This window comes from Rhodococcus sp. AC861 (genome assembly GCF_979256035.1).
Window position 1 is genome coordinate 107,453 of record NZ_CEEDMW010000008.1, and the last position, 24,131, is coordinate 131,583.

A 24,131-nucleotide genomic window follows, 5' to 3' on the forward strand; every position below is an offset into this window, starting at 1 on the left:
GGCGCCTGTCGACGCCCCCGCCATTGTCATCCCGCCAACCGGGTCAGCCGGCAGGCTGTGTGTCCGGGATTCCGCTCTCCGGCGGTGTCGCTTCCTCGCCGGTGTACTCCTCCACCGGCGAGTCGCCGACATCCGTGACCAGGACCGGGGTCAGGTTCTCCGGCTTGCCGTTCGTGATCTTGTAGACGCTGGCACCGGAGATGCCGAGGTGACTGTCCTCCGAGTAGCGGAACGGGGCGAGCTGCGGGCCGGGCAGGTCCTTGCCCTGCGACTGCAGCGCCGACACGATCGACTCCCTGGTCGGGTTCTCACCGGCGGCCTGCAGAGCCTGGACGAAGGCGTAGGCATGACTCATGCCGTAGATGCGGTAGTTGGTCAGCTCCTCGCCGGTTCCGTTGGCGGCCCACACCTTCTGCCACAACTGGGTCCAGGGATTGTCCGCCGAGTCGATCCCCGGGATGTACTCCAGGGAGATCATGTTCTCGAGCGACGACGCGCCGTCGGTCACCGCGCCTTGGGAGAACCGTCCGAGCAGTGACCCCACCAGGTCCACGTCGGAACCGATGGAGCTGTAGAACCATTCGGGCGTGTAGTTCAGTCGGCGCGAGACCAGCTGGCTCAACGCGGTGTAGGACGGGACGTTGAACCCCAGGATCAGATCGGCGCCCGCTGCCTGGAGCGACGCGATCTGCGGGGCGACGTCGGTGTTACCGGACGTGTAGCGGGCGACGCCGACGATCGACTCGTCGAGATACTGACGAACGGCTTCCTCGCTGTCGCGCCCGAGATCGTCGTCCTGCAGGAACAGACCCACTTTGGCGTCCGGGCGGTTTTTCTGCACCCAGTCGCCGATGATCTTGCCCTCGACCTGGTAGTCGGGCTGCCACCCGAAGGTGTTGGGGTACTTCTCCGGATCGTTGCCCCACATGATGGCTCCGGACGAGACGAACAGATCGGGCACCCCTTCCTCGTTGAGGAAGTCGATGACGGCACTGTGCGTGGCAGTGCCCAGACCGCCCACCATCGCGAAGACCTCGTCCTGCAGGACGAGTTCGTTGACCACCTGCGTGGTGGTCGTCGGGTCGTAGGCGTCGTCACGCACGAGGTACTCGATCTGTCGGCCGTTGACACCCCCCGCAGCGTTGACGTAGTCGAAGTACGCCTTGGCGCCGGTAGGGATCTCGCTGTACCCGGGAGCGGCGACACCCGTCAGGGGATAGTGCGCACCGATCTTCACCGAGGTGTCGGTGATCCCGACGGTGGAGCCCTCCGTGGACTCCTCCGCCTCCTCACGGCCACCCGCACCGCACGAGGCCACCAGTACGACGGCCGCCGCGAGGGCGGTGCCCCGCTGCGCCCATGTTCGGATCCTGTTCATCGAACTCCTTCTTTCGTGGTACGACGCTGTACGAGACGACTCCGGACCGTGCCGACCAGCCCGAGTGGCGCGAAAAGGATCACGACCACGGTGAAGATGCCGGTGACCAGGGGCGCAAGTTCCGCGGCCTGCAGGCTGCTCAACCCGGCGTCGAGGCCCAGGTTGGTCACGACCGGCGGGATGTAGGTGAGGAGGGCGGCGCCGAGGAGAGCTCCTGTGAGCGAACCCAATCCACCGATCACGACGGCCGAGAGCAATGTCAGCGACAGCACGAGAGTGAAGCCGCTGGGCGCCGCGATGCGGGACGCCATGGCCATGATGGCGCCGGCCGCACCGGCACACGCGGCGCTGACGACGAACGCGAGGATGCGTGCGCGCCCCAGGTCGATCCCGGCGATCTCTGCGGACACCTCGTCGTCACGCACTGCTCGCCAGCGTCGGCCGATCCGCGACGACGACACGTTGGCCAGCAGGAAGAACACCAGCACGAGCAGGAACCAGGCGACGTAGGCGACGAACTTCGTCGGGGTGAGGTCGGCGCCGGTGACGAAGAAGGCGATGTCGTCGAGCACGGTCGGGACGTCCGGACTGGGCACGATCAGTCCCTGCTCGCCGCCGAGATAGTCCGAGAAATACAGCGCCAGACCGGGCACCGCCACGGCCAGTGCCAACGTCGCACCCGCGAGATACGGTCCCTGCAGACGCGCGGCCGCGACACCGACGACGATTCCGACGACCCCCGCGACGACCGTCGACGCGACGAGTACGAGGGGCAGGGACCATCCGGACTCGTTGGCCCGCAACATCAGCGCCGCGGTATAGGCGCCGACGGCCATGAATGCGCCGTGCCCCAGGGAGAGCTGCCCGTTCAACCCGGTGAGCACGGTCAGTCCGGCAGCCGCGACGGCCAGGTAGGCGACCGAGGTGAGCTGGCCCTGCCGGAACGTGCTGACACTCTCGAGAACCAGAACGATCACGACGATGCCGAGCAGGGCACCGAGGACATGGCGACGCACGGGAGTGGACACAGCACGCGCGACACGTGCGGACATTCCCGAGGAGGGGGCGCGGTCGATCGCAGGTGCACTCATGTCAGACCCGCCTCGCGGACGCTGCGGCGAAGAGACCGTTGGGTCGCAGGAGCAGAACCGCGATCAGGATGACGAGTGCGGCGAATGACACCAGGTCCTGGCCGATGTAACCGCTCACCGCACTGAGCCCGATACCCATCAGCAGTCCTCCGACGATGGCTCCTACCGGACTGTCGAGACCCCCGAGAACCGCTGCGACGAAACCGAACACGACGACGGAATCCATGTAACCGGGATGAACCAGCGACCCACCGGCGATGAGAAGTCCGGCGACCGAGCCGACGACCGCCGCCAATGCCCACCCCAGGGTGAGCATGCGGCCGACGCGGACGCCGAGCAACCGTGACACTTCCTGGCTGAACGCACTGGCGCGCATGGTCAGGCCGAGGTCGGTGAACCGGAACAGAGCCACGAGTGCTGCCAGGACGACGAGCACGGCCACCACCTTGTAGACGTCGTTTCCCGTCAGGGCGATGTCCACGGAGCCGATCCGTCGCCCGTCCAGCCCGAACGGCGCAGGGAAGGAACGGAACTGGTTACCGAACACCAGGGCGGCAACGGCATGGATGACGATGAACAACCCGAGAGTGAGAATGACGGGATTGATGTGGGACGCGCTGTCGACGTACCGGATGATCAGGCGCTCGATAAGGGCTCCGAGGATCAGGCCCGACAGCAGGGCAGCCGCGAAGCCGATCCAGTACGAGTACCCGGCATCGACGACGACGAGCGCGACGTACGTGGTGATCATGGCCATCGGCGCCTGCGCGAAGTTGACGATCCGGGTGGAGCGCCAGATCAGGACCAGCGCGAGAGCAAATGCGGCGTAGACCATTCCGGTGGTCACACCGTTGATGACGATGGTGAGCAGTTGTTGCACTCTCGTCCCTTCGGAGCTCGGAGGGTTGTCAGAAACCCAGGTAGGCGTGGCGGAGTTCGTCGTCACCGACGAGATCCGCGGCGGGACCTTCGCGTGCGACCGTGCCGAGGGACAGAATCACGGCGTGTTCGGCGATGGACAGGGCACTGCGGGCGTTCTGCTCGACGAGAACGACGGTGAGTCCGTCCGCGTCGACGGAATCGCGCAGCCGCTGGAAGATCTGCGCGACCACACGGGGTGCGAGGCCGAGCGACGGCTCGTCCAGCAGAAGGATCGACGGGGTCGCCATCAGAGCACGACCGATCACCAGCATCTGCCGTTCACCGCCGGAGAGCGTGTGGGCCGTCGCCTTCCTCCGTTCGGCCAACGGAGGAAACATCTCGAAGATGCGGTCGATGGTCACCGGGTCACGAGAGGTGTTGCGGCCCAGCGCACCGAGCCGGAGATTCTCCTCGACTGTCAGCTCCACGATGACCCCACGGCCCTCGGGCACCTGCGAGAGCCCGCGGCGCGACAGCGTCTCCGGATTCGCGCCCACCAGCTCCGTGCGTCCCATCGTGATACGCCCGGACACGGGAGCGCAGAGCCCGGACACCGTACGGAGCAGCGTCGTCTTGCCCGCCCCGTTGGCACCCAGGACCGCCGTGACAGCGCCCGCCGGAATCGTCATCGACACGTCGTCGAGAGCTGTGACCGCGCCGTACCGCACCGTCAATCCCGATATCGTCAGCGCGTCCTCGGCAGTACCGATATCACCCACGGTCCACCTCGTCCCCGAGATATGCGGCGAGAACAGCCGGATCCGCACGAACGACATCGGGTGTGCCCCGAGAGATGACTTTGCCGAAGTCCAACACCACCAACCGATCACACACACTCATGACCAGATCCATGTGATGTTCGACCAGCAGGATCGACATCCGGGAGGTGAGCGCCCGGATCAGCTCGCCCAACTCGTCCATCTCCGTGTTCGACAGTCCCGAGGCCGGCTCGTCGAGAAGGAGCAACGTCGGCTCCGCCACGAGCGCCCTGGCGAGTGCGACACGTTTACGCACCGCGTACGGCAGGCTGGGCGGAAACCGGTGCGCGTACTCGTCGATACGCAGGTCGGACAGCGTCGCCAGCGCACGGTCACGGATTGCGGCGGTGTCGGTTCCACTGCGGCGAAGTCCCAGCAGCCCGGACACGACCCCCGTCGTCGCCAGGTGATCGGCACCGACCATCACGTTCTCGAGTACCGACATGCGGTCGAAGAGGCCGAGCCCCTGCAACGTCCGGCTCATGCCCAGCGACGGCAGGTCTCTCGGTCGGAGCCGCGCCACCGGGGCGCCGTCGCGCGTCACCGATCCGGACCGCGGAACGACCAACCCGCACGCGACGTTGAACAGCGTCGTCTTCCCGGCACCGTTCGGACCGATCACCCCGACGACTTCCCCGGGTCGGACGTCGAGGCTCACATCGGAGAGCGCGACGATCCCGCCGAAGGTGACGGTGACGGAGGACAGGGCGAAGACGGTGTCCGTACCCGTCTCGAAATTCGTGCCGGTCATCGACAAAGTGGTCCACCTCACATGTTCGTGGACCTCACTATGGACGCTGCGCACAGTCGGCGATATGGTCCGAGCGCACAAAAGTGATGGGCTCGGCGGCACCAATATCGGGCAAAGCACCGCCTCATCCGGGCGCTGTGCGCAAAACTTCCTCCGTGGGTGTTCCGGGACGCGGACTTCGGACGGGGACCGGCGCTGTCCGCGGCCACCTGTCCGCTGCCGATCGGGCCGCCATCCAGCGGGCGTGGGCGGTCCTGATTCCCGACTCCGATGCCATCGCCGACTCGATCACGCTGGCCTTGTTCGAACAGGACCCGGACTATCTCGATGCCGGGCCGTCCGACATCACCGCCGTGGTTCGCCGCAGCACGCGAGAACACATCAGGCTCGGCCTGCGCAAGCTCAGCGGCACCCAGAACGCGACCGAGGACAACACCGTCGTGTGGCGGCGTACCGGTCGAGAACGTGCTCGGCAGGGAATCCCGATGGAACTGGTCCTCAAGGCCTACACCCTGGGCAGTCGGACGCTCTGGGAGGAGCTGGTCAACGCGCAGACAGCACGTCCCGACCTGCTCGATCCGCGCCTGCTTCTGGTTGCGGGGCAACGGCTGTGGTTCGCGCTGGACACCCAGAACACCATCCTGGTCGACGCGTATCGCCGCGAGACGATACGGATGCAACAGCGCGACTTCACGAAAGTCCTGGCAGCACTGGACGGTCTGCGAGACGGGCGCGGAAGCGATCCGGCATTCGTCGCCGACGCACGCGTCACTCTCGGCCTGAGCGCCCAGCATCGGGTCGCCTGCGTCGTGGGACCGCTGTCGGACCTGGGCGACCCACCGTTGGCATCACCGGAGGATGCCGTGGACGGTGTGTCGTCGTTGTCCCACTGGCACATCCGGGACGGAGTGCAGTTCGGCATCGTGTGTCCGCTCCGCTCCGACCTGTCCTCGGTGGCCGACGCGCTCGCGGCGCGCGCGACCGGTCCCGTCGGTATCGCATCGTCCCCGGACGGGTTGGTGACGTTCGCGGCGGCGTACCGTGCGGCCGCGCGCACCGCCGACACGATCGGAGCGTCGGACAAGCCTGCAGCGGTGGCGACGGATCGGTTGCCCCGCATCGTCATGTCGGCCGACGCCGAGACATCGGACCTGGTCGTCTCGCACGCGCTGGGAGCGCTGGCGACGCACCCGGCAGTCCAGCGCGACACGCTCCTGCGCACCCTGGCCTTCGTGCTGGCGACGGACGGATCGCCCACCAACGCCGCGAAACTGCTGTACTGCCATCGCAATACGGTGATCTATCGCATCCGTCAGCTCGAGGAACTGACGGGCCGCACGATCACCTCACCGGACGACAGGTTGCTCCTCACCCTCGCCCTGGTCCGATCCGGGCACTGGGACAACGCCGTCGACCAGGTCGGCCGAGCTACCCGGACTTCAGCGTCAGCACCGTGATCTCGCTGGGCGCGAAGACGCGGAACGGCGGGCCCCAGAAGCCGGTGCCGCGGCTGGTGTAGAGCTGGGTCCTGGTTCCGTGCCGACTGAGTCCGCTGACGACGGGTTGATCGAGCCGGACCAGCGCACCGAACGGCCAGATCTGACCGCCGTGCGTGTGTCCGGACACCTGGAGATCGGCGCCCGCCGCGACCGCCGCGTCGATCTGCTTGGGCTGATGCGCGAGAAGGAAGATCGGCAACGCCGGGTCCGCCCCGTCGAGCGCCGCGGTGAGATCGGCACCGTGGCCGGCCTCCCCGGATCCTCGCGCCGTCCGGTCGTCGACACCGGCGATCACCAGCCGGTCACCACCCCGCATGACTGTGATGTGCCTGTTGTGCAACGAGTCCCATCCCAGCGACGTCATGTGGTCCAACCACTCCTGCGCCTCGCCGAAGTACTCGTGATTGCCTGTCACGTAGACCCGAGCCGATTTCGCCGACACCCGTTCCAGCGGAGCCACCTGACCGCGTCGACGCTCCACGGACCCGTCGGCCAGGTCACCGAGATGGCACACGATGTCCGCGTCCTGACGATTGACCTCGGCCACCACGTCGGCGGACCACCCCGACCGCTCGATCGGACCGTAATGGGTGTCGGTGATGAGGACGATGCGTATGCCGTCCAACCCCTGACCGAGCCGATCGAGGGTGACGGTGACGTTCTTGACCCGCGGCAGACGCATCGCTTCCCGTCGACCCCATCCGGCGAGAGCGACCACCACGACGACAACCGCACCGGCGACGATCCGCGACCTCACCGGATCGTCGACACCGACGAGAAGCAGGACGAGACCGAGGACCTGGCCCAGCACGGACCAGACGAACGCGATCCACACCAGCCCGAGAAGGGTGTCTCCGATGCGTGCCCAGCCGTCGGAATGCGCGCGTCCGTGGCCCTTCGTCATGCCGACGATCAGGCCTGCGGCCGCGCCGACGACGGCCAGGGAACCCACGATCCGTGCGATCGCCGGCCACTGCGCGCCCGAGAACACGACGGTCCACAGCGGCACGCCGAAGAGGAGCAGGACGACGAGCCCCACTATCGCGAGCCGCGCGAGCGGCGGGCCGCCCGACTCGGCCTCCGTAGCGGGAGGCGGCGTGCCGTGACGCCGCGCCTCGTCGGGCCTGATCTCGTCCGACATGTATCAGCCCTTCGTCATCGGGTGGCGACGTCGACGGAGCCCGTCACGACGACGCGCCCAGGGTACGCGGAACCGATCGGGCGGCTGTTGCGTCGAAGGTCACGGGGGAATGCGACACCGCGCTCGGGGAGGGGCTGCACCATGGGGTTCGACATCGCGACCGTCGTCGGGTCGTCACAACACGCACTGCACGGTATCGGCGAGGCCGTGTCCGGCGCGGCATCGGAAGCGCTCGACTTCGCGACCGGCGAGGACAGTGACACCGCCGACCGCGTCGATCAGCTCACCGACGAGTACGACCGTGAAACGGACGCACGGACGTCGAGGGAGGACGTCGACAGAGCTCGGACCGGAGAGACGGCGAGTGCGGACAGTGTCGTGGTGCCCGAGGCGTTCGACGGAATGTCGCACCCGGAGATGTTCGCCTACAGCACCGAGCTCACTCCGGAGCTGCTCGATTCCGCGGCCGTCATGTGGCGCGAGGCGCATGCTCGGATGACCAATGCGGTGTGGGCGCTCTGGAACGACCTCGGAGCAGTGCTGGGCACCGACTGGCAGGGCGCGGCAGCGGACACGGCACTCGCCTCGGTGACCGGGTACCGCACCGAGTCGTTGCGCACGCTGGACCTGATGGACATCGTCGCGGGGAAGCTCGAACAGTCACGCGACGGGTTCGCACTGACCCGGGCGACCATGCCTGCGCCGCAATCGTTCACGGTCTCCGACTGGGCTCGCACGGCGGTGTCCACGGCGCTTCTAGGGCCTGTCGGCGCCGCCGGGTCGATTCACGCCATGATGGCGGAGGAAGAGGAACGCCGAGCTCAGGCCGTCGCGGTCATGAACGGGACGTACGTTCCCACCGTCGTCCGCGCGGACCACGGCGTTCCGGTACTCCCGCCGCCCACCGACCCTGCGAGCGGAACCGCGTCGTCGTCGATCGGCGGCCCGGGCGGCAGCGGTTCGGCCGCGTTCGCTGCCGGGTCACCGTCCGCGTCGTCCGGGTCCCCGGCGGCTTTCGCAGGACCGGACTCGGTACGGGCGACCGCCTCCCCCGGTGACGTGCCGTCCGATGCCGCGGACGCCGTTCCCGCGGACACCACCGCGGCGTCGACCGACGGTCCGACCACCGCGGCGCAGTCGACGCCGCCCGCGCCGGGGCCGGGGTCCTCGCCCGGTGCGGGCGCTCCCGGTACCGGACCGGGGAGCTCCGGTGTCGTCGCCGCCCCGACGTCCGCGGCCGGAGCGGGCAGGGCGGTCGGCTCTGCCGGTCGAGGGCAGACCGGGGGACGCTCCGGGTCGTCGGCGGCTCCGCTGTCGCGGCCGTCCGGACGTCCGTCGGCGTTCGGCGGGACGGGGTCGGACTCCCGCATCCTGCAGAGCGCCTCGGGTGGCGGAACCGGCGGCGGCCGCGCCGCCGGGTACGGACCCGGAGGAATGATGCCGGGATCCCGAGCGGGCGGAGATCAGGACTCGGAACATCGCACCGCGGGCTATCTGGTCACGGCCGACAACGGGGACGACCTGGTGGGAGAACTCCCGCTGGTGGCGCCGCCGGTGATCGGGTGACCGGCGCGCACACCTGGCACCTCACCTCGCTGGCCTTCGCCGTCGCGATGGAACGGGTAGGACGTGATCGAGTTCCGTTTCCGTTCACGTGGACTACCGATGCTCGCACCGCGGAGACGCTGCTCGCGCGTCGATCGGAGGCGCGACGCCAGGCGGACGACGCAGCGCTGCTGTCAGCGCTGTCCCTGCTCTCCAGCGACGAACAACAGATCACCGCCTGTGGGACGGGTGAGTCGGATCGGCCGGTCAGACTGCGGGCCGCCGTCGCCGGAGAGTACGGCGTGGTGCTGGCGCAGGATCCCGGCCCCAGCGCGGACCGAGGTGGCGACGTCCATGTTCTCGCCGTCTCGAGGTCGGCACTCGTTCCCACTCTCGTGTCGGTGCTCCCTCGTGGGGCGGCGGGCAGGATCGCGTCGTCGACCGCGGCGCGGGCCGACCTCGTCGGTGCACCTACCTCCTACCTGCACGGCTCGACCGGTGACAACGACATCCAACGGGTGATGGCCGTACTGGACGCGCCACGAGCGGGTCTCGGCGAAGTCGTCGTCGGCTACGCCTCGGCCGTCGACGGCCCCCTGGCCGCCCGCGACGGGTTCCGGTGGATCGACGTCTCGGGTGACGGACGCTACCTCCTGATATCGGGTGACCAGGTGAGCGTTCGACCCGCCGACCTCCACGCGATCACCTCGGCCCTCGACGATGCGATGCGGCGCGCGGTCGACGGGGACCCGCACGGTGAGGCGCTCCCCGCAGCTAGGGTTGGGCAACTGGACGCCGCACCCGTCGACGGGTACGGCCGATCGAGAGGACCGGTCAGATGAGCGATCGCTATCCGCGCGACTCCGAGAACTACGGTTACGACCCCAACGGCGGCTACGACGACCGCACCCGCGCCTACGGTCGGCAGGATGCGTACGGCGCTCCGGGCGGGCAGCCGTACGCACCGCAGAAGCAGGGTCCGTCGTCGGCCGGTCTGAAGTTCGACGTCGGCCCGTTCGTCGGTGGCGTCGTCGCGACAGCGATCACGACGTTCATCGCCGGGTGGGTGGCCACCGCCATCGTCCAGGCCGTCTACAACCGGACCGGCACCAGCGTGTTCTGGATGTACGGCCTCACCGATCCCTGGATCGCCGGGGTCTACGGCGCACTCGCCGCCGTCCTGGCGGGCGCGTTCATGCTGCTGCTCTTCCAGGCGGTTCCCTCCCCCAGCACGTTCTTCAGCTGGATCGCCGGGTTGGTGGTCGTCGCGATCATCGTGCTGCCGTTCCTCGCTGCCGGAGCGATCACGGCCGCCTTCGGTTCGGCGATCGTCAACGGTCTGATGGGCTTCGTCATCGTCGCGTTGTTGTCCACGACAGCCGCCAAGACCTATCACGGGCGGCGCTGACCGCAGTCAAGGAATCCAGTAGCCCTGAGCCTTGATCGACTTCCGCGAGATCCGATACCGATTCTTCAAGACCGCCGCGATCGCGCGGGTGGTCACCGTGTCGCAGGCGATCCACGCCGCGTGATCGGAGGCGTCGCGAACGCCGGCGGTCACCGCGTCGATCATCGATGTTCCGTGCCCACTGCGCGGTACCCGATGCACCGTGGTCGCGGGGGTCGCGGAGATGGGGAGTCGATCGTCGTCGGCGTGCACGGTCTCCAACCACACGGTGACCGGTAGGTCATCAGGAAGTGCGCTGAGCAGCGAATTGATCGCCGGCAGTGACGCGCTGTCGCCGGCCACAAGGTAGCCGGCCGGCAACGGATCGGGAACCGAGAACTTCGACCCCTGGAACGTCGCCTCCACCGTGTCGCCGATGTCCGCGTCCCTGGCCCACCGTGCAGCGGGGCCCTCGTGCAGTGCGAACTCGAGGTCGAACGTGTCGTTCGCAGGGTCGGGGTTCACCACCGTGTACGCCCGGTGATGTAGCGACGCGTCGGGTTCGCCCGTCGGGAACCACAGCCGAAGCCACATCGTCGGGTGCACGGACTTGCGGGTGAACAGTCCGCCTGCATCGAGTGTGAGGCGGCGATAGTGCGGCGTCACGTCGTGCGTCCCCGTCACCGTCAGCAGGACGTTCGAACCGCCCATCAAGGTCAGGACGGTGCCCTGCCAGCCCTTCGTCTGCTCGGTCATGGACTGAGGGTAGCCTAACTCTGCTCGGTGCGGCTCCGCGTCACTCCTTCGAGGAACGACGCCACGCCGTCCTCGTCGTTGCTGTCCACCACCAGTCCCACCAACGCACGCACTTCGGGAATCGCGTTGGCCGGGCAGATCGGGGTGCCGACCCAGGCCAGCATCTCCAGATCGTTGCGAGCATCCCCCGCCCCCGCGGTGTCGCGTCGCGCGATACCGCGTTCTTCGCACAGCTGCGCGAGGGCCGTGGCCTTGGAGACTCCGCGCGCCGCGATCTCGATGTAGGGGGCGCCCGAATGCGTCACCTCGACACCGTCGAGGCCCGCCGCGATCACGGTCCGGTAGAGCTCCACGCTGGGCACCGTGGGATGCCGACCCACGATCTTGACCATCGTCTCGTCGAGCCACGGGAATTCGCCCGCCAGATCCATGGTGTCGGGATCGCGATGGTGGTCGGAGAACACGGACAGGGCTGCGTAGCCCGCCTCCGCCGCGAATGTAGTCGGTCCGACCGCGGCGAAGACGATTCCGGGAATCAACGATCGGAGACGCGCGATCGCGGCACCGCCGGTATCGATGTCGATGCCGACGGTGCGCGTGACCACGGGAGTGCCGTCGGCGAGGTCGATCACGACAGCACCGTTGGCGCACAACGCAATCCCGCGGAAACCGCTCTGCGTCGCGAACTCGTGGACCGAATGACGGGCACGCGCTGTCGCCCAGACCACGTCGATTCCCGCCGCCGCGGCATCGGCCATAGCGCGAGCAGTGCGCGGCGAGATGGTGCGGTCCGACCGCAGCAGCGTCCCGTCCAGATCGGTGGCGAAGAGTCGAACGGTCACCCGCTCAGCTTCCCACCCGATCGGGTGAAATCAGGTCAGGGCGTCGGCAATCGGGGTGTCGTCGGTGAGGTCGCTGTTCTTCGGATGCTGGTGCGCGTCGGCCTTCGCCTCCGGGTACGCGTAGAACGAGTCGTCCGGGGGACACCGTGAACTGATCCCGCACCGAAGTGCGACACCGGCACGAAACGCGGCACCCCGGCGACACGGCACGTGACGGTTCCCGCGGTCTCCGGCGTCTCTGCGACTCGACGTCGGCGACGGCGGCAGCAGTAGCCCCCGGCCTTCTCGATGTCGGCACTCGGGTCCGTGTTCCGGATCAGCGACGTGACCTCGTGCCCGTTGTCGGTCAGGATCTTGGCGAGCTTCACGGCGATCTTTCCGTGGCCACCGACGACGGCCTGACGGGACATGAGTTACGGGTGTCCCTTCCGTGGGCGTGCGCGGCCGTACGAGCGTACGGAGGGGGTTCCTTCCGCAGGTGCCCGACAAACAATGCACCGAAGCGTTTGCTTTGCAAAATATTTGCACTCCCCTCCGTAGGGTTCGGAGCGGGGAATTGGCATTCGCCATTCCTGCATGCCCGAAAAGGAGCCAGAAGTGTTCTCAACCCGCAGCGAACGCGTCAGGGCTCGAACCAGCACGTTGTTACTCGTCGCAGCTATCACTGTCGCGTCCCTCGGCAACGCGGGGACGGCAAGTGCGGAATCTCCGTTCATCATCGACCTGCCAGGCACCGGATCATCTGACTCAGGGTCCTCTGACAGCGGTTCATCCGACTCAGGTTCGTCCGGCACCAACCCGAACGCGAATGGACCCGGGTCCACCGGCCCTGGCGGGTTGCAATTGTTGTCCCCCAACGCCGGTGAGCCAGTGCTCGGGGTGCGAATCGAGACACTCTCCGACAATCCTGGAGCCGCAATTTTCGTCGGTACCGAGGGCATGCCATTCGCGAGCAATCGCGAGAACTTGCTCCTCGCTGTTCTGGACGCCACCACCCGCCAGCGTCTCGAGTCCGGCACGCGACCCAACAACGCCGGAGGTGTGCGAGACCTCATCAACATCACGAACTCCTACCGGACCAGGGCTGACACAATCGTGATCGTCAGCGGCTACCGCGGTATCACCAACGCCAGTCGAGACTCCGGTGTCGGCGAACTCTTCCGCACTCTCGGATCGACTCCGATGACCGCCAATGACCTCAGTCGGTTGGAGGCCGGATCCCCGTTTTCGATCGTCGGCAAGACCGGTGCGGCCGAGGGTACCGCGTACACGCGCGTCGGCACCGATATGGGAGACCGTGCCGGAGCCGACATTATCGGACTTCTCCGGTGGAGTGCCGCTGGTCAGCGTTACGACTTCACCCCGCCCGCGCCGGTGTCGTTCTCGACTCAGCAATCGGCCGTCGACGGGTCGACGGTGACCATGCGACTCGGCGACGCGACCTACCCGTCCACCGCAAGTGGCCCGAACGGCTTCGTTATCCGCGGCTTCGACAGCCAGTCTCTCGCGCCCGCATTCGACGCCACCGTTGTCACCGACACGGATGCGGGCGATCGCGAGTTGAGCGCCGAACTCGTCGCGGTTGCGAACCAAGTCGACGCGGCCGGACGACCGCTCCTTGTCATGATTCAGAGTTTTGGCCGACCCAGACCCTCGGGAGCTTGGCAAGACGGCAGCGACGCCTTAGTTCGACTCGGCGGGTCCAGGCTCAGCTTCCTCAGTCTCGACGGGACGAGCGACTACACCTTGGTCGGCGGCGTCGGCGCCGGCAGCACGGTCGTCGAGCGCGGATCGATCCTTGGAAAGACGGGTCCGGCAATGGGGCTGATCGCGCGAAGTCACGACTTCTCATACCTGCCGTTGCAATCGGGCCCTATCGGCGGCGTCGACCTACGGCAAAGCGAGATCATGTACCAGCCCGCCTATGAAGGCGGAACCGACAGAGCCCCCAACTTCCCACCGATCGATTCCGCCGCGGAGAGTTACATCGGCTGGAGAGCTCACGTTCCCGGATGTGGCACAACCAGCGTCGTCACCTGCAACGTACGGGAGAAGTACCGGACAAACTACAACGCCGCCTGGACATCCATAAGGCAGGATCTTGTCAGCACGGTCACCATGCCCGCCGAGGGAGCCACATTTACCGCCGCGGAGTTCGATGCAGCCCTCACGCAACTTCGTAAGGAGGTCACCTCATTTGTCGCAGTCAAGACCTACTACGCCAATGTCCAGCAAGCGATGGGGCTTGTTCGCGGCGACGTCAAACTGGGCGTAACCAAGATCGGCAACGACATCGTCAACGATGTGTCACCACCGCCGGCAAGCACCGCTTTCGCTGACGGCTTGAAGCTGACGAACGTCGTCATGAACACCGTGATGTTGGTAGCACCTGAGATAAAAACGGTGTGGGGGCCCATAGCAACCCTCCTCGCACTCGGCGCCTATGCCAGCGGCGAAGCCGAGGCGAATGCAAACGCGAACTCGCTGGCGAACAAAACCAAGGTACGATCCGGTCAACTCGCGCAGCAGGTCGAAGACTCTCTCTCCGCCGCGACATATGCATTCACCACAGTCGCATTGGTCATGGCATCCGATTACGGCAAACTCGAAGCCGCTAACGCGGAGATCGCCGAGGAGCACTGGATCGCGCCGATCGAACCCGCACAACTGTTGAACAACCTGACGACGGGATTGCGCACCTGGTTCGCGACCACGCTGGTCTCGGCAATGTATCCATGGCTCATCCGCGGCACTCCCCCACCAGTGGGTCCCGGTGACGTGAACGGTCTGAGTTGTACTCAGTACGAGTTCCCTCGCGACCTCAATTGGCATCCGTGGTCATCCATGCCCGCGAACGCTCAGATGCGAGCGACGTGGAGTTTCGCCGGTGCAGACCCAGTAAAATGGAACATGTTCTTCACCCGCGTGAATCCGGGGGTCTGGGGAAACAACCAAACCGACGACTTCATAAGACCGAACACCGCCAACACGATGTTCGGAACCGGCCAGAATCAACTCCGAATCAATCTGTACGACTTCATGAGTCCGCGGAACTTCGGAACGACGATGTATCAGGCAAACGATGCCGCACGTAGGTGCGGCCTCTGAGTGGGCCGACGCATCAGGCCGATGACGCGGCCCGATTGCGCGATTTCTGACAAAAGACTATGGCGCCGACGAAACGTCGGCGCCATAGCTACCAGCTTCGAATCGAAACTTTCGGATGCCCGACGATCGCATCTGAACTCACGTCGAACCGGAAACGCGCCGACACCTCTCGCACGAGAGCGCGGGTGGCGTCGAGGTGGAGGCGACCGCCCGAAGGGGTCCTTTCGTTCCCGGAGAATGGTGTCGGCAGCGATGGTGAAACCTGGGACCAGCATGAAGTGTTGTCAACATGCCGATACCGGCGCTCATCGCCTCGCCGGGACCGGCGAAGGTGCGCCGCTCCCCCGTCGATTTGGCTTCCCGCGCCGTCGTCATGGGGTCGGTGGTGCGCGCGGAACCGGTGCGGTCCGACCGCAGCAGCGTCCCGTCCAGATCGGTGGCGAAGAGTCGAACGGTCACCCGCTCAGCTTCCCACCCGATCGGGTGAAATCAGGTCAGGGCGTCGGCAATCGGGGTGTCGCCCTTGTCGAATTCGATCATCCGGCCGGCGGTCGACGGGGTGTCGAGGACGGCCGCGATCACGGCGGCGACGTCGTCGCGGCTGACGGAATCGCCCGTGGCACCCTGCGCCTTGGTGGTGATGGAGCCGGTACCGGCGTCGTCGGTGAGGCTCGACGGCGCGACGATGGTCCATGCCAGGTCGCTGTTCTTCAGATGCTGATCGGCCTCGGCCTTTGCCTCGGCGTACGCGTAGAACGAGTTGTCCGGCGAGACGCCGTGATCGGGTCCCGCTCCGAAGTACGACACCAGCACGAAGCGCGGCACCCCCGCGGACACGGCCGCGTCGACACAGCGGATGGCAGCGTCACGGTCGACGGCATAGGTGCGATCGGTGTCCCCACCGCCCGCTCCCGCCGCGAACACCACGGCGTCGTGGCCCGTGACGGTTCCCGCGATCTCCGGCGTCGTCTGCGACTCGACGTCGGCGACGGCGGCAGTGGCCCCCGTCTTCTCGATGTCGGCACTCTGGTCCGGGTTGCGGATCAGCGAGGTGACCTCGTGCCCGTTGTCGGTCAGGATCTTGGCGAGCTTCAGGGCGATCTTTCCGTGCCCACCGACGACGGCGATACGTGACATGACTGGTTGGTCCTCTCGTGAAACGTGGACGGTCGGACGACCTGCTCCGCCCGGGGGGTTCCCGGGGTCACGACCCGCACAAACATCTCAGGGATACGGACGCCCGGCAGCGGCGGGTCCACGGACCTTTCCGACGAGGCCCGCGACCGCGAGAATGGTCACGACGTACGGGAGCATCAGCATGAACTCGCTGGGTACCGGTGAGCCGATGATGCCCAACACGTTCTGCAGATTGGATGCGAAACCGAAGAGCAGCGCCGCCAGGGTCGCCCGTACGGGATCCCATCGGCCGAAGATGACCGCGGCCAGGGCGATGTAGCCGGCACCTGCCGTCATCTCCTTGCCGAAGGCGCCGACGGATCCGAGGGTGAAGTACGCACCGCCCATTCCCGCGATGGCGCCCGCGAGGCAGACGTTCCAGAAGCGGGTGCGGGCGACGTCGATGCCGACGGAATCCGCTGCGCGCGGGTGCTCGCCGACCGCGCGCAGCCGTAGTCCCCATCGGGTGCGGAACAGTCCGACGAACACCGCGGCAACCGCGATGTACATGACGTACTCGATGACCGTCTGACGGAACAGGACCGGCCCCACGATGGGAATCTGGGACAGCAGCGGGATCTCGATGCGCGTGAATCGCGGCGGCGTGTTCAGGGTCGCGGCGCTCGGCACCAGCACCTTCGAGTACAGGAAGCTTGTCAGGCCGACGACGAGCACGTTCAACACGACACCGACGATGACCTGGTTGACGAAGTAGCGGATCGAGAACACCGCCAGGACGCTGCCGACGAGGGCTCCCGCCACCAACGCCGCCACCAGGCCCGCATACGGCGACCCGGTGAGCGTGGCGACGACGGCACTGACGAACGCTCCGCCCAACAACTGTCCTTCGATGGCGATGTTGATGATGCCGACACGTTCGGACACGACGCCGCCCAGGGCACCGAAGATCAGCGGCGTGCTCAGCGCCACCGTGCCCAGCAGGAGCCCCGGAACGGGGATGGTCTCCCCCACCGCGGACCAGGTCAGGAACAGGAGCACGAACGCCACCGCGAACACGGCGGTCACGGCGATCGGGGTACGACGACCGGCGCGGGTGCGGACCGCACTGAACGCGGTGAGCGCGAACAGCAGCACAACCAGGGCGATGCATGTTGCTCGAGCGGGGAGACCGACGTCGGGCAGCCTGACGAAGTCGCTGTCGCTGGCGAGGGAGAACGTGCTGGTTCCGCTGTCACCCCGGACGCCGAAGGCGAGGAGGGCGACCACGGAGACCACGCCGAACACGACGGGCAGCTTCCAGGACGACCCCGACCGAGCGCCGGCATCGGGAGGGGCGGTGGCGAGGGAGCTCATCAGCTCACCGCTTTCGCTCGTGGTTCGGGCAATCGGAAGACCGCGCGCACCAACGGCGGCGCGGCGATGAAGAGCACGATGACGGACTGCACCACCAGAACGATGTCGACAGGAATCGCCTCGCCGGCCTGCATCGCGAAACCGCCGGCCTTGAACGCACCGAACAGGATGCCGGCCGCGAACACGCCCCACGGACGTGAACGACCGAGGAGTGCCACGGTGATGGCGTCGAATCCGATGCCGGCGTCGATGTCCGCGGAGAACCCGGTCGTGACCGTGCCGAGAACCTGGGTGACTCCGGCCAGACCGACCAGAGCGCCGGACAACACCATCGCGTAGATGTAGACCCGCTCGACCTTGATACCGGCGACACGGGCAGCGGACGCATTCTCACCGACGACGCGGAACCGGAACCCTGTGCTGGACCGCTCGAGCAACCACCAGACAGCGGCGGTGACTGCGATGACGACGACGAAACCCCAGTGCAGCGAGTACTTCGAGCCGAACAGCGACGGCAGCGTCGCGTCGTCCATCATCGCGGGGGTCTTGGGGTTGTTCGAGCCCGGCGCCTGGAGTGCTCCTGGCGTCCTCAGCAGATACGAGATCAGGTAGAACGCGACGTAGTTGAGCATGATCGTGACGATGACCTCGTGTGCACCGGTCCTCGCACGCAAGACACCGGCGATACCGCCCCACACCGCCCCGCCGAGGACGCCCGCAAGGATCGCGGCGATCAGGTGCACGTAGGGCGGAAGGTCGAAGGTGAACCCGACGTACCCGGCGCATGCCGCGGCGATCAGCATCTGTCCGCGGCCGCCGATGTTGAACATGCCGACGCGGAAGGCCAACGCCACGCCGAGTCCGGCGGCGATCAGCGGGGTCGCGAACGTCAAGGTCTCGGTCAGCGGACGGATGCCGTCGGCGAAGCGCGGACGTCGGAAGTTGTAGACGCTGCCCTGGAACAGCGACGAGTAGGCGCCCCACACCGAGTCCCAGATCGCGGACAGCATGTCGGTCGGACGGGAGAAGAAGTAGCCCGCCGTCTCCCGCACGTCGGGGTCGGTGGCGGCGATGAGGACCGCTCCGACCACGAACGCCATGAGCACCGACAGGAACGACAGCAGCACACTGCCACTGGCGATCTTGCGGAGTACCGATTCCGACTGTGACGGCGCGGTTGCTTCCGTCGTGCTCACGTAGCGCCCTCGGCGCGTTCTGTTCTTCCGCCTGCCATGAGCAGTCCCAACTCTTCTCGCGATGCGTCACCCGGCACGATGCCGACGATGGCGCCTCGGTACATCACCGCGATGCGGTCGGCCAGGGCCGAGACCTCGTCCAGTTCGGACGAGATCACGATGACCGGCGTGCCGGCGTCACGCGTCGCGACGATGCGCTTGTGGACGAATTCGATGGATCCCACGTCGATTCCGCGCGTGGGTTGCGACGCGATGAGCAGTCGGAGGTCGCGACCGAGTTCACGTGCCAGCACCACCTTCTGCTGGTTTCCGCCGGACAGCCGCCCGACGGGAGTGTCGATGCCGGGGGTGCGGATGTCGAACTCAGACACCTTCTCCGACGCGAACGTGCGCAGGAACGACCGCAGGATGCTGCCGCGCGCGGAGAACGGCGCACCGTGGGAGCGATCGAGCATCAGATTCTCGGCGACGCTGAACTCGGCGACGAGCCCGTCGTCGGTGCGGTCCTCGGGCACGAAACCCACGCCCGCGTCGAGGACTGCCCGGACATCGCGCCCCACGATCGACGCACCGTCGAGTGTGATCGATCCCGTCATCGCCGGGTGCAGACCGAGGAGCGCCTCGGCGAGCTCGGTCTGTCCGTTGCCCTGCACGCCCGCGATCGCCAGGATCTCCCCGGCTCGAACCTCGAACGACACGTCGTCGACGACGGGTCCGGCGGGACCGGGCACCGTGAGGCCGGTGACGACGAGGGCCGGATCACCCAGCTGCGCAGGCTCTTTGGACACCCGTAGCTGGACGTCACGTCCGACCATCAGGGATGCGAGCTCCCCGTCGGACGCTGTGGGCTCGGCCTGACCGACCACCTTGCCCAAACGCACGACCGTGATGCGGTCCGCGACGACGCGCACTTCACGCAGCTTGTGAGTGATGAACACGATGGCGGTGCCCGAGTCCGCGAGTTGACGCATGATCGTCATCAACTCGTCGGTCTCCTGCGGCGTGAGCACCGCGGTGGGCTCGTCGAACACCAGGATGTCCGCGTCGCGCGAGAGCGCCTTGATGATCTCCACGCGTTGCTGCACGCCGACCGGAAGGTCGCCGACGACGGCGTCGGGATCGACGTCGAACCCGAAGCGCGCCGATACCTCTCGCACCAGCGTGCGGGCTGCCTCGATGTCGAGACGACCACCGAACGTGGTCTTCTCGTTGCCCAGGATGATGTTCTCCGCGACGGTGAACACCGGGATGAGCATGAAGTGCTGGTGCACCATGCCGATGCCGGCGCTCATCGCCTCGCCGGGACCGGCGAACGTTCGCGTGTCCCCGTCGATGAGGATGTCGCCCTCTTCGGCCCGGTAGAGGCCGCTGAGGACATTCATCAACGTCGATTTACCGGCACCGTTCTCACCGAGGAGGCAGTGGATCTCTCCTGCCTCGACGGTGAGATCGATGCGGTCGTTCGCCACGAGGGATCCGAAGCGTTTCGTGATCCCCCGAAGCTCCAGCTTCGGCTTCCGTTCGAGCGCTGATGTCATCTCAGCTGGGCGAGGACGGCGACGTGACCGTGATGGACCCGTCGACGATTCCTGCCTTGATGGTGTCGAGCTCGCCCTGCAGCGCCGGGTCGACCTGCGACTCGAAGTCGTGGAACGGCGCGATACCGACTCCCTCGTTCTCGAGCGTCCCGACGTACGGGGAGTTGTCGAAGTTGCCCTCGGCAGCCGCCGTGACGGCTTGCTCGGTACTGGTGGCCAGTCCCTTGGTGACGGAGGTCAGCACCAGGTCGGAGACGGACGGGTCGGACACGTAGACGTCGGCGTCGGCACCGACGAGTGCGATGGGCCGGTTGGCGTCACGGATGGCCTGTGCGGCCGACTGGTAGATCGGTCCACCGACGGGGAATACGACGTCCGCGTTCTGGTCGATGAGGCCCTGCGCGGTGTTCTTCGCGACCTCGTTGGCCTCGAAACCGCCCGTGAAGGAACCGTTCTGGGCGTCGACGTCCCAGCCGATGACGCGGACGTTCTTGTTCTTCTGCTCGTTGAAGTACTTCACGCCGTCCGCGAAGCCGTCCATGAAGATGGTGACGGTGGGGAACTGCGATCCGCCGAAGGTTCCGACGACGCCGGTCTTGCTGAAGCTGGCGGACGCATAGCCGGCCAGGAACGCGGACTGCGCGGTGTCGTAGGTGAGCGGCTTGACGTTGTCGAGCTCGATCGACGAGTCGTCGACGATGGCGAAGTCGATGTCGGTGTTCTGCTCGGCAGCGGCCTTGGTCGCATCGGCCAGCGCGAATCCGACGGTGACGATCAGCTGACATCCCTGGTCCACCAGGTTGTTCAGGTTGGGCGTGTAGTCGGTCGGTGAGTTGGACTGCACCGTCTTGGCCTCGACACCGAGGTCGCCGGCCGCGGTCTGCAGTCCCTCGTAGCTGAGCTGGTTGAACGACTTGTCGTCGAAACCGCCCGAGTCGGAGACCATGCAGGGGGTGAAGTCACCCGATGCGGAGCCGCCGTCCGCGTTGTCTTCGGGCGCCGACCCACAGGCTGTGACCAGGGTGAATGCGCTCGCGACTGCGACGGTGGAGAGTGTTGCTCGGGAGAAGGTGTTAGGCACCGGTGTGCTCCGTTTCGCTCGTGGCTGTGAAGGAACATTAACCCGAGCGTCGAACGAGCGCCGCGCGTCTGCCCGAAAACCCGCGTGGCACGGCTGTGGACACAGCACTAGGGCCGGACACCTGTCGGTGTCCGGCCCTAGTTGAAGTTTCGGTGGGTTACTCCGAAATCAGATCGCGCGAACGCCGCTCGCCTGAGGACCCTTGGCGCCCGAGGTGACCTCGAACTCGACGCGCTGGTTCTCTTCGAGGCTCTTGAAGCCGGTGCCCTGGATCTCGGAGAAGTGGACGAACACGTCGGGTCCATCTTCCTGAGCGATGAAGCCGAAGCCCTTTTCAGCGTTGAACCACTTGACGGTGCCCTGAGTCATGATTTTGCTCCCTTTTACAGCTGACATGGCGGGCTCCACACCGTGTGAAACCCGGGCCGGCACTGAACGTGACGAATTCCGAGTTTCCTCAGACGACGCGCACGCTCGCAACAACAAGTTCCCAGCGAGCGTGCATGAAACACGAACACACAAAAACTACGACCTGTCAGCTGGGATAAGGCTACAACACACCATGGACAGCGCGCTACCGGTACCGCGTGCGGTGACGAGATGCACTCGGCGGGTATACCCGGACGATGACCGATTCAGCCCGTCTCGTTGCCGATGCCCTCACGTCGATGCGCGATCGCGCACCTCTCGTGCATGCCGTGACCAACTATGTAACAGCAGGTTTCACGGCCAACGTGCTTCTCGCGGCGGGCGCGAGCGCCGCCATGGTGGACAACGAGGACGAGGCCGCACTCTTCGCCGGGGTGGCCGACGCAGTCCTGATCAACCTGGGAACTCCGCAGCCTCAGCTCCGCGAGGTCTATCTGGCCACGGCGTCGGCGGCATCCGCGGCCGGCACTCCGTGGGTCCTCGACCCCATCGCCGCCGGAGGGTTGCCGTGGCGCGGCGCGCTCGCTCGGGATCTGCTGACGCACCGACCGGCGGCCGTCCGCGGCAACGCCTCGGAGATCATCGGGCTCGACGGTCTGTCCGCCGAGGGCAGTGACAGCCGCGGCCGGGGCGTCGACAGTTCGGACGATCCGGCGGACGCTGTGGAGTCGGCACGCAGGCTCCTGTCCCATGCCACCGCGGTGTCGGCGTCGGGCGAGATCGACCACGTCATCACTGCCGACGGCGTCGCGACGATCACGGGCGGCAGCGTCCTGATGACGAAGGTGACCGGAACCGGGTGTTCGCTCGGAGCTCTCGTCGCCGCGTACTGCGCCGCTGTCGACGACCACGGAGTCGCGACCATCGCGGCCCACACGCACGCGACGGTCGCCGCCGACATCGCGGCCGAGACCGCCACCGCGCCCGGCTCGTTCGCGGTCGCCTATCTGGACGCACTGCACGCTGTCACGCCCGACGACATCCTCCGGCGCGCGCACGTCGAGTGGCGGCCACGGTGACGTCACCGATCACCGACTACCTGGAGGCCGTGCTGCGCGACTGCCGGGACTCGGACGGCGGCGAGGTCCTCACGGGCAACCGCATCCTCTCGGAGGCCGACCCCGACGTGTTCTCGGTCGCCGTCGTCACCGTCGAGGGCACGGTCTACTGCGCCGGCGACGTGGACTCGTCCTTCTCGATCCAATCCATTTCCAAGGCACTCACCTACGCCCTCGCGCTGGCCGACCGTGGGCTCGACGCCGTGCACCGCAAGATCGACGTCGAGCCGTCGGGCGACGCGTTCAACGAGATCTCGCTCGAACGCGACACCGGCCGACCACGCAACGCGCTCATCAATGCCGGTGCCATCGCGGCACACTCCTTGGTAGAGGGGCGTGACGTCGAGCATCGCGTCGACCGGATCCTCGCGCTGCACTCCGCATTCGTCGGCCGCGACCTCTCGATCGACGACGACGTGTTCGACGCCGAGATGGAGTCGAGCGACCGGAATCTGGCGCTAGCCCACATGCTCGCCTCGGTGAAGGTTCTCGAGTGCGATGCACACGAGGTCGTCACCGGGTACGCCCGGCAGTGCAGCATCGACGTCACCACACCCGATCTCGCGATGCTCGCCGCGACGATGGCGAACGGCGGTGTCCATCCCGGGAGCGGCGACCGGGTGGCGACGTCCGCCGTTGTGCGACAGGTGCTCTCGACCATGACCACGTGCGGGATGTACGACGGCACGGGCGACTGGATCGCGAACGTCGGCATTCCCGCGAAGAGCGGTGTGTCAGGGGCGATCATCGGCGTCCTGCCCGGTCAGCTCGGCATCGCCGTCCACTCCCCACGACTCGACGACCGTGGCAACAGCGTGCGCGGGGTCGAGGTGTTCGAGCGACTGTCGCGGGACATGGATCTGCACATGATGGACATCGCCCCGTCCGGTCACTCCGCGGTGCGCCGGGCCCGTGAGGAGGACGGCCGCACGGTGTACGAGCTGCAGGGCGACATCCGGTTCGCCGGCGCGGAGAACATCATGAGCCGCGTCCTGGCCGACCTCCCGGACGACCCGACACGCATCGGCTTCGAGCTCGAGCCCGCCCGAGCGGTCAACGGAGCTGCGGTGCGGCTGCTCGGTGAGCTGATCGAACGGCTGCGCAGCGACGGCCACGACGTCGAGGTGGACGACCCCAACGGGCTCATGTAGCCAGAAGGCCG

21 protein-coding genes and 1 pseudogene are annotated in these 24,131 nt (G+C 66.8%); 7 read left to right on the forward strand and 15 right to left on the reverse strand.

Annotated features, from left to right (window positions below; genetic code table 11):
- Positions 1–43: 43 nt before the first annotated feature.
- From AC0IX4_RS21945 to AC0IX4_RS21965, 5 genes are read right to left on the reverse strand one after another with little or no spacing between them, the layout of a single operon-like run.
- Positions 44–1,378 carry an ABC transporter substrate-binding protein gene (locus tag AC0IX4_RS21945; protein ID WP_471831123.1) on the reverse strand — a complete coding sequence of 445 codons (1,335 nt, stop codon included), beginning with the start codon at positions 1,376–1,378 and terminating at the stop codon, positions 44–46.
- Positions 1,375–2,469, reverse strand: coding sequence for a branched-chain amino acid ABC transporter permease (locus tag AC0IX4_RS21950; protein ID WP_471831125.1), 1,095 nt, complete (start codon positions 2,467–2,469; stop codon positions 1,375–1,377). Before AC0IX4_RS21950 ends, AC0IX4_RS21945 begins: the two co-directional genes overlap by 4 nt.
- 1 nt (position 2,470) lies before the next feature.
- Positions 2,471–3,349, reverse strand: coding sequence for a branched-chain amino acid ABC transporter permease (locus tag AC0IX4_RS21955; RefSeq protein WP_042576085.1), 879 nt, complete (start codon positions 3,347–3,349; stop codon positions 2,471–2,473).
- A gap of 28 nt (positions 3,350–3,377) precedes the next feature.
- Entirely contained in the window at positions 3,378–4,109 is a 732-nt protein-coding gene (locus AC0IX4_RS21960) for an ABC transporter ATP-binding protein (RefSeq protein WP_231568773.1), read from the reverse strand.
- The gene (locus AC0IX4_RS21965) at positions 4,102–4,899 is read right to left on the reverse strand and encodes an ABC transporter ATP-binding protein (protein WP_471831127.1); all 798 of its coding nucleotides are present in this window, start codon (positions 4,897–4,899) and stop codon (positions 4,102–4,104) included. The genes AC0IX4_RS21960 and AC0IX4_RS21965 overlap by 8 nt, the downstream gene beginning before the upstream one ends.
- 155 nt (positions 4,900–5,054) lie before the next feature.
- Between AC0IX4_RS21965 and AC0IX4_RS21970 the strand changes: the two genes are divergently transcribed.
- Entirely contained in the window at positions 5,055–6,356 is a 1,302-nt protein-coding gene (locus AC0IX4_RS21970) for a helix-turn-helix domain-containing protein (RefSeq protein WP_471831128.1), read from the forward strand.
- Here the strand turns inward: AC0IX4_RS21970 and AC0IX4_RS21975 are convergent.
- Entirely contained in the window at positions 6,328–7,539 is a 1,212-nt protein-coding gene (locus AC0IX4_RS21975) for a metallophosphoesterase (protein WP_471831130.1), read from the reverse strand. The two genes, AC0IX4_RS21970 and AC0IX4_RS21975, sit on opposite strands and share 29 nt — an antisense overlap.
- A gap of 141 nt (positions 7,540–7,680) precedes the next feature.
- Between AC0IX4_RS21975 and AC0IX4_RS21980 the strand changes: the two genes are divergently transcribed.
- From AC0IX4_RS21980 to AC0IX4_RS21990, 3 genes are read left to right on the forward strand one after another with little or no spacing between them, the layout of a single operon-like run.
- Positions 7,681–9,105 (forward strand): hypothetical protein, encoded by a 1,425-nt coding sequence (locus AC0IX4_RS21980; protein WP_471831132.1) that lies wholly within the window; start codon positions 7,681–7,683, stop codon positions 9,103–9,105.
- Positions 9,102–9,926: an ESX secretion-associated protein EspG gene (locus AC0IX4_RS21985; RefSeq protein WP_471831134.1), complete on the forward strand. Its 825-nt coding sequence runs from the start codon at positions 9,102–9,104 to the stop codon at positions 9,924–9,926. The genes AC0IX4_RS21980 and AC0IX4_RS21985 overlap by 4 nt, the downstream gene beginning before the upstream one ends.
- Entirely contained in the window at positions 9,923–10,492 is a 570-nt protein-coding gene (locus tag AC0IX4_RS21990; RefSeq protein WP_052493257.1) for a hypothetical protein, read from the forward strand. Before AC0IX4_RS21985 ends, AC0IX4_RS21990 begins: the two co-directional genes overlap by 4 nt.
- A 6-nt stretch (positions 10,493–10,498) precedes the next feature.
- Here the strand turns inward: AC0IX4_RS21990 and AC0IX4_RS21995 are convergent, their stop codons facing one another.
- Both AC0IX4_RS21995 and AC0IX4_RS22000 read right to left on the reverse strand, forming a co-directional pair.
- Positions 10,499–11,227, reverse strand: a complete 729-nt coding sequence (locus AC0IX4_RS21995; protein WP_471831135.1) for a siderophore-interacting protein — start codon at positions 11,225–11,227, stop codon at positions 10,499–10,501.
- A 14-nt stretch (positions 11,228–11,241) separates the two neighbouring features.
- Positions 11,242–12,069 (reverse strand): HAD family hydrolase, encoded by an 828-nt coding sequence (locus AC0IX4_RS22000; RefSeq protein ID WP_197074760.1) that lies wholly within the window; start codon positions 12,067–12,069, stop codon positions 11,242–11,244.
- 576 nt (positions 12,070–12,645) lie between these two features.
- Between AC0IX4_RS22000 and AC0IX4_RS22005 the strand changes: the two genes are divergently transcribed.
- Positions 12,646–15,177 carry a hypothetical protein gene (locus AC0IX4_RS22005; protein ID WP_471831137.1) on the forward strand — a complete coding sequence of 844 codons (2,532 nt, stop codon included), beginning with the start codon at positions 12,646–12,648 and terminating at the stop codon, positions 15,175–15,177.
- Positions 15,178–15,531: 354 nt separating this feature from the next.
- Here AC0IX4_RS22005 and AC0IX4_RS22010 read toward each other — a convergent pair.
- The 7 genes and pseudogenes from AC0IX4_RS22010 to AC0IX4_RS22040 all read right to left on the reverse strand — a co-directional run.
- Positions 15,532–15,636 (reverse strand): annotated as a pseudogene (locus AC0IX4_RS22010) (haloacid dehalogenase); the annotation flags it as partial.
- 30 nt (positions 15,637–15,666) lie between these two features.
- Entirely contained in the window at positions 15,667–16,314 is a 648-nt protein-coding gene (locus tag AC0IX4_RS22015; protein WP_056073585.1) for an SDR family oxidoreductase, read from the reverse strand.
- A gap of 87 nt (positions 16,315–16,401) precedes the next feature.
- Complete coding sequence (locus AC0IX4_RS22020) at positions 16,402–17,667, reverse strand: ABC transporter permease (protein WP_471831139.1); 1,266 nt, start codon at positions 17,665–17,667, stop codon at positions 16,402–16,404.
- A complete protein-coding gene (locus tag AC0IX4_RS22025; protein ID WP_471831140.1) occupies positions 17,667–18,863 on the reverse strand; it encodes an ABC transporter permease in 1,197 nt (398 codons plus the stop codon). Before AC0IX4_RS22025 ends, AC0IX4_RS22020 begins: the two co-directional genes overlap by 1 nt.
- Positions 18,860–20,332 (reverse strand): ABC transporter ATP-binding protein, encoded by a 1,473-nt coding sequence (locus tag AC0IX4_RS22030; protein WP_471831141.1) that lies wholly within the window; start codon positions 20,330–20,332, stop codon positions 18,860–18,862. The genes AC0IX4_RS22025 and AC0IX4_RS22030 overlap by 4 nt, the downstream gene beginning before the upstream one ends.
- Positions 20,333–20,402: 70 nt before the next feature.
- A complete protein-coding gene (locus tag AC0IX4_RS22035; RefSeq protein WP_471831143.1) occupies positions 20,403–21,482 on the reverse strand; it encodes a BMP family lipoprotein in 1,080 nt (359 codons plus the stop codon).
- A 168-nt stretch (positions 21,483–21,650) separates the two neighbouring features.
- Positions 21,651–21,851: a cold-shock protein gene (locus AC0IX4_RS22040; RefSeq protein WP_027504730.1), complete on the reverse strand. Its 201-nt coding sequence runs from the start codon at positions 21,849–21,851 to the stop codon at positions 21,651–21,653.
- Positions 21,852–22,108: 257 nt separating this feature from the next.
- On the opposite strand from AC0IX4_RS22040, the gene thiM reads away from it, so the two are divergent.
- Positions 22,109–22,930, forward strand: a complete 822-nt coding sequence (gene thiM / locus AC0IX4_RS22045; protein WP_471831145.1) for a hydroxyethylthiazole kinase — start codon at positions 22,109–22,111, stop codon at positions 22,928–22,930.
- On the forward strand, positions 22,927–24,120 hold the full coding sequence (gene glsA, locus AC0IX4_RS22050) for a glutaminase A (RefSeq protein ID WP_471831147.1): 1,194 nt from the start codon (positions 22,927–22,929) through the stop codon (positions 24,118–24,120). Before thiM ends, glsA begins: the two co-directional genes overlap by 4 nt.
- The last annotated feature ends 11 nt before the right edge of the window (positions 24,121–24,131 follow it).

What these genes read in the sequence shown, in the direction of transcription:
- AC0IX4_RS21995 (WP_471831135.1), bottom strand. Translation starts at nt 11,227, where the DNA reads ATGACCGAGCAGACGAAGGGCTGGCAGGGCACCGTCCTGACCTTGATG.
- AC0IX4_RS21950 (WP_471831125.1), bottom strand. Translation starts at nt 2,469, where the DNA reads ATGAGTGCACCTGCGATCGACCGCGCCCCCTCCTCGGGAATGTCCGCA.
- AC0IX4_RS21990 (WP_052493257.1), top strand. Translation starts at nt 9,923, where the DNA reads ATGAGCGATCGCTATCCGCGCGACTCCGAGAACTACGGTTACGACCCC.
- AC0IX4_RS22005 (WP_471831137.1), top strand. Translation starts at nt 12,646, where the DNA reads ATGCCCGAAAAGGAGCCAGAAGTGTTCTCAACCCGCAGCGAACGCGTC.
- AC0IX4_RS21945 (WP_471831123.1), bottom strand. Translation starts at nt 1,378, where the DNA reads ATGAACAGGATCCGAACATGGGCGCAGCGGGGCACCGCCCTCGCGGCG.
- AC0IX4_RS21975 (WP_471831130.1), bottom strand. Translation starts at nt 7,539, where the DNA reads ATGTCGGACGAGATCAGGCCCGACGAGGCGCGGCGTCACGGCACGCCG.
- thiM (WP_471831145.1), top strand. Translation starts at nt 22,109, where the DNA reads ATGACCGATTCAGCCCGTCTCGTTGCCGATGCCCTCACGTCGATGCGC.
- AC0IX4_RS21980 (WP_471831132.1), top strand. Translation starts at nt 7,681, where the DNA reads ATGGGGTTCGACATCGCGACCGTCGTCGGGTCGTCACAACACGCACTG.
- AC0IX4_RS22020 (WP_471831139.1), bottom strand. Translation starts at nt 17,667, where the DNA reads ATGAGCTCCCTCGCCACCGCCCCTCCCGATGCCGGCGCTCGGTCGGGG.
- AC0IX4_RS22015 (WP_056073585.1), bottom strand. Translation starts at nt 16,314, where the DNA reads ATGTCACGTATCGCCGTCGTCGGTGGGCACGGAAAGATCGCCCTGAAG.
- AC0IX4_RS22040 (WP_027504730.1), bottom strand. Translation starts at nt 21,851, where the DNA reads ATGACTCAGGGCACCGTCAAGTGGTTCAACGCTGAAAAGGGCTTCGGC.
- AC0IX4_RS21965 (WP_471831127.1), bottom strand. Translation starts at nt 4,899, where the DNA reads ATGACCGGCACGAATTTCGAGACGGGTACGGACACCGTCTTCGCCCTG.